The organism is Devosia sp. (assembly GCF_040509215.1).
Lineage (GTDB): Bacteria > Pseudomonadota > Alphaproteobacteria > Rhizobiales > Devosiaceae > Devosia.
The window spans coordinates 1-8907 of record NZ_JBEVLL010000165.1; the positions used below are offsets into that span (position 1 = coordinate 1).

Annotated in this window: 9 protein-coding genes; 3 read left to right on the plus strand and 6 right to left on the minus strand. The window is 60.7% G+C overall.

Features of this window, described 5'->3' with window-relative positions:
- From ABW043_RS09125 to holA, 3 genes are all read left to right on the plus strand, one after another.
- A partial coding sequence (locus tag ABW043_RS09125; RefSeq protein ID WP_353920903.1) for a class I tRNA ligase family protein occupies positions 1-816 on the plus strand: 816 nt, incomplete at its 5' end.
- Positions 803-1309: an LPS assembly lipoprotein LptE gene (gene lptE, locus ABW043_RS09130; protein WP_353920904.1), complete on the plus strand. Its 507-nt coding sequence runs from the start codon at positions 803-805 to the stop codon at positions 1307-1309. The genes ABW043_RS09125 and lptE, both read left to right, overlap by 14 nt.
- Positions 1306-2328 carry a DNA polymerase III subunit delta gene (gene holA, locus ABW043_RS09135; RefSeq protein WP_353920905.1) on the plus strand — a complete coding sequence of 341 codons (1023 nt, stop codon included), beginning with the start codon at positions 1306-1308 and terminating at the stop codon, positions 2326-2328. Before lptE ends, holA begins: the two co-directional genes overlap by 4 nt.
- Positions 2329-2498: 170 nt before the next feature.
- Here the strand turns inward: holA and ABW043_RS09140 are convergent, their stop codons facing one another.
- From ABW043_RS09140 to rho, 6 genes are all read right to left on the minus strand, one after another.
- Positions 2499-3374 (minus strand): ParB/RepB/Spo0J family partition protein, encoded by an 876-nt coding sequence (locus tag ABW043_RS09140; RefSeq protein WP_353920906.1) that lies wholly within the window; start codon positions 3372-3374, stop codon positions 2499-2501.
- Positions 3375-3384: 10 nt separating this feature from the next.
- Positions 3385-4185 (minus strand): ParA family protein, encoded by an 801-nt coding sequence (locus ABW043_RS09145; protein ID WP_291419133.1) that lies wholly within the window; start codon positions 4183-4185, stop codon positions 3385-3387.
- Between the two features lie 22 nt (positions 4186-4207).
- Positions 4208-4855, minus strand: a complete 648-nt coding sequence (gene rsmG, locus ABW043_RS09150) for a 16S rRNA (guanine(527)-N(7))-methyltransferase RsmG (RefSeq protein ID WP_353920907.1) — start codon at positions 4853-4855, stop codon at positions 4208-4210.
- The gene (gene mnmG / locus ABW043_RS09155; protein ID WP_353920908.1) at positions 4855-6717 is read right to left on the minus strand and encodes a tRNA uridine-5-carboxymethylaminomethyl(34) synthesis enzyme MnmG; all 1863 of its coding nucleotides are present in this window, start codon (positions 6715-6717) and stop codon (positions 4855-4857) included. Before mnmG ends, rsmG begins: the two co-directional genes overlap by 1 nt.
- A 176-nt stretch (positions 6718-6893) precedes the next feature.
- Positions 6894-8186 (minus strand): tRNA uridine-5-carboxymethylaminomethyl(34) synthesis GTPase MnmE, encoded by a 1293-nt coding sequence (mnmE, locus tag ABW043_RS09160; RefSeq protein ID WP_353920909.1) that lies wholly within the window; start codon positions 8184-8186, stop codon positions 6894-6896.
- 13 nt (positions 8187-8199) lie between these two features.
- A partial coding sequence (rho, locus tag ABW043_RS09165) for a transcription termination factor Rho (RefSeq protein WP_353920910.1) occupies positions 8200-8907 on the minus strand: 708 nt, incomplete at its 5' end.

Genomic DNA, 8907 nt, shown 5'->3' on the forward strand with positions numbered 1-8907 from the left:
GAGATCGCCATCGAGGCGACAGGCGACAACCGCACGGCAAAGCACATCCAGACCGGCGCGCCGATCGCTATCGGCTCCGTCGAAAAGATGAGCAAATCCAAGAAGAACGTCGTCGATCCCGACGAGATCGTCAGCACCTACGGTGCCGATACCGCGCGTTGGTTCATGCTTTCCGACTCCCCACCGGAGCGCGATGTGCAGTGGACCGAGGCAGGCGTCGAAGGCGCCAGCCGCTTCCAGCAGCGTGTCTGGCGTCTCGTCAATGAAGCGATCGAGATTTCGAAACAATCTTCTGAGACTGTTTCGCCAAACGACGCTTCTGACGCCCTGGCCCTGCGCCGAATCATCCATCGCTCCGTTCATGGCATCGCCCATGACATCGAAGGCCTGCGTTTCAACCGCGCCGTCGCCCAGATCTATGAGCTGACCAATGCCTTGACCAAGGTGCTCGGCAGCAATCTGGGCTCTGCTCAGCGCGCCGCCATTGCCGAAGGCGTCGAAAAGCTGACGATCCTTCTGAGCCCGATGATGCCGCATTTGGCTGAAACCTGCTGGGAAGTGCTTGGAAAGACTGGCCTTGTCGCCGATGCCCGCTGGCCGGACGTCGATCCGGCGCTGCTGGTCGACGACGAAGTGACCCTGCCGATCCAGATCAACGGCAAGCGCCGCGCCGAAATCACCGTCGCCAAGGGCCTTGCCGCCGCCGAAGTCGAACAACGCGTCTTGTCACTCGACGAAGTTGTCCGCATTCTGGAGGGCAAAGCCCCGAAGAAAATCGTCGTGGTGCAGGACAGGATCGTCAATGTCGTTGTCTAGGCTCAAACGCCTCGCCCTGATCGTCCCCCTTGCCCTGGCTTCAGCCGGGCTTGGGGCCTGTTCCTTCCAGCCCGTCTATTCGGGCGCGCTGGCCGAAAACCCGCAACTGCAGCTTGCTTATGCGGCGCCAAAAACGCGGCTCGAACAGATCGTCTATCAGGAACTGAGCTTCCGCCTCGGCAAGACCACTTCGCCGACAGCCCCTCTCGTCGCCGTGACCGTGTCGGCCAGCGACGCCGAGCCCTATCTCAGCGCCACGGCCAATCCCAACAAGCCCCGCGAAATGACCGTATCGGCGACGCTGACCATCACCCCGCGTGATGGCGTCGACACCAAGCCGATCACCATCACCCGCACGGCCAAGGCCCAGCACACCCGCAGCGGGCAGGTCCTGGCCGACGAAGCTGGTATCATCGAGGCCCAGGAGCGCGCAGCGCGTTCCGTGGCTGAGTCCCTGCGCCTGGCCGTTCTAGCGGCCCTCGCCAAGGGATGACCGCACTCAAGGCCCATGAGGTCACGCGCTTTTTGGCGCGTCCCGACCTCACCGAAGGCGTCTTTTTGGCCTACGGGCCCGATGGAGGCTTGGTCCGCGAAACCGCGCAGCGCCTGATTCGCTATTTGAGCGGCGATGACCCGGCCTCTGCCGATGTCTTCATCTTCGACGGCCCCGAACTCGACGCCGAACCCGGCCGCCTGATCACCGAAGCCCGCAGCACCTCGCTTTTCGGTGGCAAGCGCATCATCCGCGTCCGCAATGCCACCAAAAGCCTCGTCATGCCGCTGACCGAGCTGCGCGACGACCCCGGCGGCACCGCCATCGTGCTCGAAGCCGGCAATCTCGCTCCGCGCGACGCTCTTCGGGCCCTCGTGGAAGCCGCAAAACTCGGCCGCGCCCTGCCCTGCTACCCCGATACCGACGAAACGCTCACCAATCTGATGCGTGAAACCTTCAACCAGGCCGGCATCCGCGTCGATTCCGACGTGGTCCCCACCCTGCGCGAGATTCTGGGCAATGATCGCGAAATCACCCGTCGCGAACTCGAGAAACTGACGCTTTTCGCCGCCAGCACCAAATCCTTGACGCGCGAGGATGTTCTGACCCTCTGCGCAGACAATGGCGCCCTCGCCATCGACGCCATTCTGGATGCTACGGGCGGCGGACACGCCGAAAAACTGGAAATGGCGCTCAATCGCGCCCTTACCTCGTCGGTCAATCCCCAGCAATTGCTAGCTATGCTGACCAACCACTTCGCGAGCCTCCGTCGCTGGCGCGTCGAGGTCGATGCCGGCAAAAGCCCGCGCGGCGTCCTCGACAACGTAAAGCCAAAGCCGCACTTTTCGCGCGTCGGCCAGCTCGAGCAACAGCTCCGCCTCTGGACCGACCCGGCTTTGGCCCAAGCCTCAGAGCGCCTCCTGCAGGCCACCAGCGACAGCCGCCGCAAACCCGCTTTAGCAACCGCAATCCTGCACCGAACCACCCTCGCCCTCTGCATGATGGCCGCAACGCATTGATTTCAAACGTGTTTCACGTGGATCATTCGGCTATCACATGTTTAGTGAGCGGGCGATCAAGCTAGCCCCGGTATTCCCACTGCGCCATTCCCGCGAAAGCGGGAATCTTTCCTCACAAACAAAAACCCCGCTTTCGCGGGGTTTCCAAAGTCCAAATATTCCTGAGCAGCCTAATTATGCTGCCCTGTAAGCTTCAGACAGAGCGCATCGAGCTGCTCCAGGGTCTTGTAACGGATTTCCACCCGCCCGCCGCGCTCGGAGTGGTTGAGCGACACCGACAGTCCCAGAACGTCGGACAAACGCCGCTCCAGCGCCACGGTATCGGCATCACGCACCGGTTCGCTGGCCTGCACCTTACGCGCTGGCGCCTCGCGCTGCTGGCTCAGGGCCTCGGCCTCGCGCACGGAAAGCCCCTTCTCGACGATCTGGCGCGCCAGACCCGATGGATCTTCAACCGTGATCAGCGTACGCGCATGACCGGCCGTCAGCGTGCCGCTCGAAACCATGCCGCGCACATCTTCCGGCAGTTTTAGCAGGCGCAGCGTATTGGCCACATGCGAACGGCTCTTGCCGATCACCTGCGCCAGATCCTGCTGCGTATATTCGAACTGCTCGATGAGCTGGCCATAACCCATGGCCTCTTCGAGCGGATTGAGATCGGCGCGCTGCACGTTCTCGATTATGGCAAGCTCGAGCGCTTCCTTGTCATCGACCTCGCGGACGATCACGGGCACATCGTGCAACCCGGCCTTCTGCGCCGCGCGCCAGCGGCGTTCGCCGGCGATCAACTCAAAAATGTTCGGATCATCTGTCGGCCGCACCAGCAGCGGCGACATGACACCCTTTTCACGGATGGAATTGGTCAGCTCTTCGAGCTGATCCGGATCAAAGGTCCGCCGCGGATTGGCGCGGTTGGCAATGATGAAATCGACCGGCAGCTTTTTACCGCTGGAACCCGTATCGGTAACGCGTGCTGCTTCCAGGGAAGCCATATCACCAATGAGAGCAGCCAGACCCCGGCCAAGACGTGTGGGTTTGTCGTTCATTTGAGAACTCCTAGGCTGCTACCAGCCGCCGCTCGCGGCGGATGACTTCGGTGGCGAGGCGCAAATAGGCCTGGCTGCCCGCGCATTTCAGATCATAAAGCAGCGCCGGCTTGCCATAAGACGGCGCTTCGGACAGCCGCACATTGCGCGGAATGACGGTGTCATAGACAAGATCGCCCATTTCGCTGCGCACGTCCGCCAGAACCTGTTCGGACAGATTGTTGCGCTTGTCGAACATGGTCATCACCACGCCCTGAATGGACAGGCGCGGATTGAGCGTCGAGCGGATCTGCTCGATGGTCTGCAAAAGTTGGCTAAGGCCTTCCAGCGCAAAGAATTCGCACTGCAGCGGCACCAACACGGCATCGGCCGCCACCAGCGAATTGACCGTAAGCAGGTTCAGCGACGGCGGGCAATCGATGAGAATATAGCTCACTGCCTGATCGTTGATGCGCAGATCCGAAAGCTGCTTGAAGGCGTCGCGCAGCTTGAAAGCGCGATCCGCCTGCCCCGCAATCGTCAATTCGACGCCCAGCAGGTCCATGGTCGAGGGAATGATCGCAACGTTCGGAACGCTGGTCATGATCGCCGCCTGCGCCACGCTGGCTTCGCCAACCAGAACGTCATAGGACGAGACCTCGCGATTATCGCGCGAAATGCCGAGACCCGTCGAGGCATTGCCCTGCGGGTCGAGATCGACAATCAGCACGCGCTCGCCAATGGCGGCCAGCGCAGTTGCCAGATTGATCGCAGTGGTCGTCTTGCCGACGCCACCCTTCTGATTTGCCAGGGTCAGGATACGGGGTGCCAAGAGCAGGCCTCCAGTTGTGCCGCTAAGACGCTGATTTTCTTTTGAGATTCGTGATCGTTAAGATCACGCCGCCCGGATCAGTGTCACTCTTGTTTACTACCACGTCATAGTGCCAATGCGCACCCGATTCCGTGAGTTCATTAACATGTTCCCGCCCCTTATGGAGGATCCCCCTTGTTTTCGTTGCGAAAAAGGGCTCCATCCAATCGCAAAGCAGCGGTAGAGCGGCAAGAGCCCGGGACGTAATCACATCCGGAACCGGTGTTTCACGTGAATCAATCTCGTCGCTGCGTCGGCCGATAACCGTCACATTGAGCTCCAGTTCGCGCGCCACGGTGCGCAGAAAGCTGACTTTTCGAGCCGTCGGCTCCACCAGCACAAAGTGTCGATCAAGGCCCTTGCTTGCGATAGCCAGCGGCAAGGCCGGAAATCCACCGCCACTACCGAGGTCCATAAACTCGCGGTCAGATTCGCCAAACAGCGGTAGAACCTGCAAGCTGTCGGCGAAATGCCGCTCCCAAACAGAGTCCAACGTTTCACGTGAAACAAGATTCTGCACGGCCTGCCACTTCTTCAGCAGCGCAGCATAGGATTCCAAATCCCGACCCACCGCCTCAAGTGGACGAGAAAAATGCGCCGCATAGGGCGCAATCGCCTTGAAATCAGCCATCAACCGGCTTTCCGAAGATCGCCGCGACGGATAACCGCCAAGAGCAAGGTAATCGCGGCCGGCGTCATGCCGTCCATGGCCTGTGCCTGTGCGATGGTCTGCGGCCTGAACTGCGTCAGCTTCTGCCGCAGCTCCATCGAAAGCCCCGGAATTGCCTGATAGTTCAACTCGTCAGGAATCTGGCGCTGTTCGTCCCGACGCATGCCCTCGATGTCCGACTGCTGGCGGTCAAGATAAACAGCATATTGCGCATCGATGCCGAGCTGCTCACGAACGGCCTCGGAGATATCAGACAGATCCGGCCAGAGCTTGATCACATCATCCCAACCAAGGTCGGGATAGGACAAAATCTCGAATGCACTTCGGCGCTTACCATCTTCGTTGATCGGAATCCCAACCTTGCGCGCCTCGCTTGGCGAAGCCACGGCCGAACGCAACCGGCTCCGCCCTGCGGTCAAAGCCTCAACCTTGCCAGCAAACAATTCACGCCGCTCATCACCGACCAAACCCTTGTCGACACCGAGTGGGGTCAGGCGTTGATCGGCATTGTCCGCGCGCAGATGCAGGCGGAACTCTGCCCGCGAGGTAAACATGCGATAGGGTTCTGAAACGCCACGCGTCACGAGATCGTCGATCATTACGCCGAGATAGCTCTCGGTGCGCGACAAGATCATCGGCTCCTGACCACTCGCTGCCAGTGCGGCGTTGGCGCCAGCCAGCAGCCCCTGCGCACCGGCCTCTTCATAACCCGTCGTGCCGTTGATCTGCCCTGCCAGATAGAGGCCAGGCTGGCGCTTTACCTCCAGCGTCGGTCGCAGCTCGCGCGGATCGACATAATCATACTCGATGGCATAACCCGGCCGTATGATTTTCACATTTGCGAGGCCCGGCATGGAGCGCAGAAAGGCGTCCTGCACGTCTGCCGGCAGCGATGTAGAAAGACCGTTGGGATAAACCGTCTGTTCCTCAAGCCCTTCAGGCTCCAGGAAAATCTGGTGGCTGTCGCGATCGGCAAAGCGCACGACCTTGTCTTCAATCGAGGGGCAATAGCGCGGTCCGCGAGACTGGATGCGGCCAGAATACATCGCCGAACGATGGAGGTTATCCTGGATGATCCGGTGCGTTTCCGCCGTAGTTCTGGTGATGTGGCACGACACCTGCTGCGTCGTGATCGCCTTGGTCAGCGCCGAAAACGCCTCTGGGGGATTGTCGCCGGGCTGCTCCTCCAGCACTGAATAGTCGATGGAATCCTTGTCGAGGCGCGCCGGGGTGCCGGTTTTTAGGCGCCCCAGTTGCAGACCCAGGTTTTCAAGACGGGTGGACAGCCCCAGTACCGGCTTTTCGCCAACACGCCCTGCCGGCACTGTCTCCTCGCCGCGATGGATGAGGCCACGGAGGAACGTGCCTGTCGTCAGCACCACCGCCTTGGTGGAGAACCGCCGTCCATCGAGCAAAACGACGCCAGAAATGACACCGTCCCTGGCCTGCAAATCGTCAACCTCGCCCTCGATGACATCGAGGTTGGCCTGTGCCGAAATCGCCGCCTGCATGCCATTGCGATAGAGTTTCCTGTCCGCCTGGGCGCGGGGGCCCCGCACGGCCGGCCCCTTGCGGCGATTGAGCACGCGGAACTGAATGCCCGCCTGGTCGGCCACGCGCCCCATCAACCCGTCAAGCGCATCGATCTCACGGACCAGATGACCTTTGCCAAGGCCACCGATGGCCGGATTGCAGCTCATCTCGCCAATGGTCGCGAATCGATGGGTGATCAGCGCCGTCGGCACGCCCAAACGCGCGGACGCCGCAGCCGCCTCGCAACCGGCATGGCCACCGCCGACAATAATGACAGCATAGTCAGTCATAGGAATTTCCCTGAACGGCGTCGTGGCAGCACGCCCTGATGGGCGCGGCGCTGGAACGAGCCGTCAATGATGTTTGGCGTTCTCATACAGCGTCTTGAGGCCCAAGAAAACCTCTAGCTGTGTTTCACGTGAATCACGATGCGGCGTCTAAACCGCCACGCAATGTTTCACGTGAATCATTTGCCGATGCAGAAGCTGGCAAACAGCCGGTCTAGAACCTGCTCGGCGTCAACGCGGCCGATCATGCGCTCCAACGCCTGCGACGCTTGGCGCAAGGCTTCGGCCGCAAGTTCCCAATTGCTGAGATAATGCTGCGCTTCGCCCACGGCCTGGATGGCCTGCTCCAGCCCGAGGCGATCGCGCTCGTGGCTGATGAGGGATGGCTCTCCGCCCGATAGGTTTTCGCCGATATCGCGAAGGCGGGCGATAAGGTCGGAAAGCCCTGCACCGGTCGTTGTGGATATCAGCACGTCGTGACCGTCCCGGGATTCCAAGTCACCCTTGGTTGCCACTGTGATTACCGTTGCGGCAGTATGGGGCTGCTGGGCTATCTCGGTATCCGGCGCTTCGAGCCAAAGCAAAATGTCTGCGTCCCTGATCGCCAGTTCGGCGCGGCGAATGCCTTCGGCTTCCGCCCGGCTACCGGTCTCGCGCAGGCCGGCGAGGTCGAGAAGGATGAAGAGTTGGCCACCGATATCGAGCGGCACTTCGCGAACGTCGCGAGTCGTGCCGGCTTCGTCGGAAACGATGGCAACGTCCGACTTGGATAGCGCGTTGATCAGGCTCGACTTGCCGGCATTCGGTGCGCCAGCAAGGGCAACGCGGATGCCTTCGCGCACAATACGCCCACTGGTAATACTGGCGAGCGCGTCCTGCAGCGCCAGCTTCAGTTCATCGAGATCAGTAGCAAAAGTCGCGGGCAGTTCCTCGGTGACATCGCCTTCATCGGAAAAATCGAGTCGCGCTTCGATTTCCGCTCGAAGATCGAGCAGCCCGTTGCGCCAGGTTTCCACCTGTTCGCTGAGCCTACCGTCATAGCGCGCAAGAGCCTGTTGCCGCTGCTTTTCGGTCTCGGCGCTGAGAAGATCCCCCAGACCCTCGACAGCAATCAGGTCGAGCTTGCCATTCTCAAAGGCGCGCCTGGTGAATTCGCCGGGCCCAGCCAAACGAATGCCGAGCGAGCTAAGACTGCGTAGAATGGCTTTCACACCCGCGGGTGACCCGTGGACATGAAATTCGGCGCAGTCTTCGCCGGTAAAGCTGTTGGGAGCGGGAAACCAGGCAACCAGGCCCTGATCGAGTTTTGTGTCCGCGCCAATGCGGCGCAGGGCCATGGTTCGCGGCTGAGGCAAAGTGCCGGCCAGTGACAAAAACGCCTCCCGGACCCTAGGGCCCGAGAGGCGGATAACCGCAACGCCGGAAGGAAGAGCGCCCGAAGAGAGCGCCATGATCGTATCGCCGGCGAGCACTTTTTGTATTCGATCAGGTATTCATCGAGTCGAAGAAATCCGAATTGGTCTTGGTCTGACGGACCTTGTCCATAAGGAATTCCATCGCGTCGATCGTGCCCATGGGATTGAGGATACGGCGGAGCACGTACATCTTCTTGAGGATATCGGGCTCGACCAGCAGCTCTTCCTTGCGCGTGCCCGACTTGGTGATGTCGAGTGCGGGGAAGATGCGCTTGTCCGCAACCTTGCGGTCGAGGATGATTTCCGAGTTACCGGTACCCTTGAATTCTTCGAAGATCACTTCGTCCATGCGGGAGCCGGTATCAATCAGCGCCGTCGAAATAATGGTCAGCGAACCGCCATCTTCGATATTGCGAGCCGCGCCGAAGAAGCGCTTCGGGCGCTGCAGGGCATTGGCGTCGACACCACCGGTAAGCACCTTGCCCGAGCTCGGAACAACGGTGTTGTAGGCACGGCCGAGGCGGGTGATGGAATCGAGCAGGATGACCACGTCGCGCTTGTGTTCCACCAGGCGCTTTGCCTTTTCGATGACCATCTCGGCTACCTGTACGTGGCGTGCGGCCGGCTCGTCAAAGGTGGAGCTGATGACCTCGCCCTTTACCGAGCGCTGCATATCGGTGACTTCTTCCGGGCGCTCGTCGATCAGCAGAACGATCAGCACGACTTCCGGATGATTTGCCGTGATGGAGTTCGCAATGGCCTGCAGCAGCACGGTTTT

Coding starts and splice junctions, on each gene's coding strand:
- lptE (WP_353920904.1), top strand. CDS start 803: ATGTCGTTGTCTAGGCTCAAACGCCTCGCCCTGATCGTCCCCCTTGCC.
- holA (WP_353920905.1), top strand. CDS start 1,306: ATGACCGCACTCAAGGCCCATGAGGTCACGCGCTTTTTGGCGCGTCCC.
- ABW043_RS09140 (WP_353920906.1), bottom strand. CDS start 3,374: ATGAACGACAAACCCACACGTCTTGGCCGGGGTCTGGCTGCTCTCATT.
- rsmG (WP_353920907.1), bottom strand. CDS start 4,855: ATGGCTGATTTCAAGGCGATTGCGCCCTATGCGGCGCATTTTTCTCGT.
- mnmG (WP_353920908.1), bottom strand. CDS start 6,717: ATGACTGACTATGCTGTCATTATTGTCGGCGGTGGCCATGCCGGTTGC.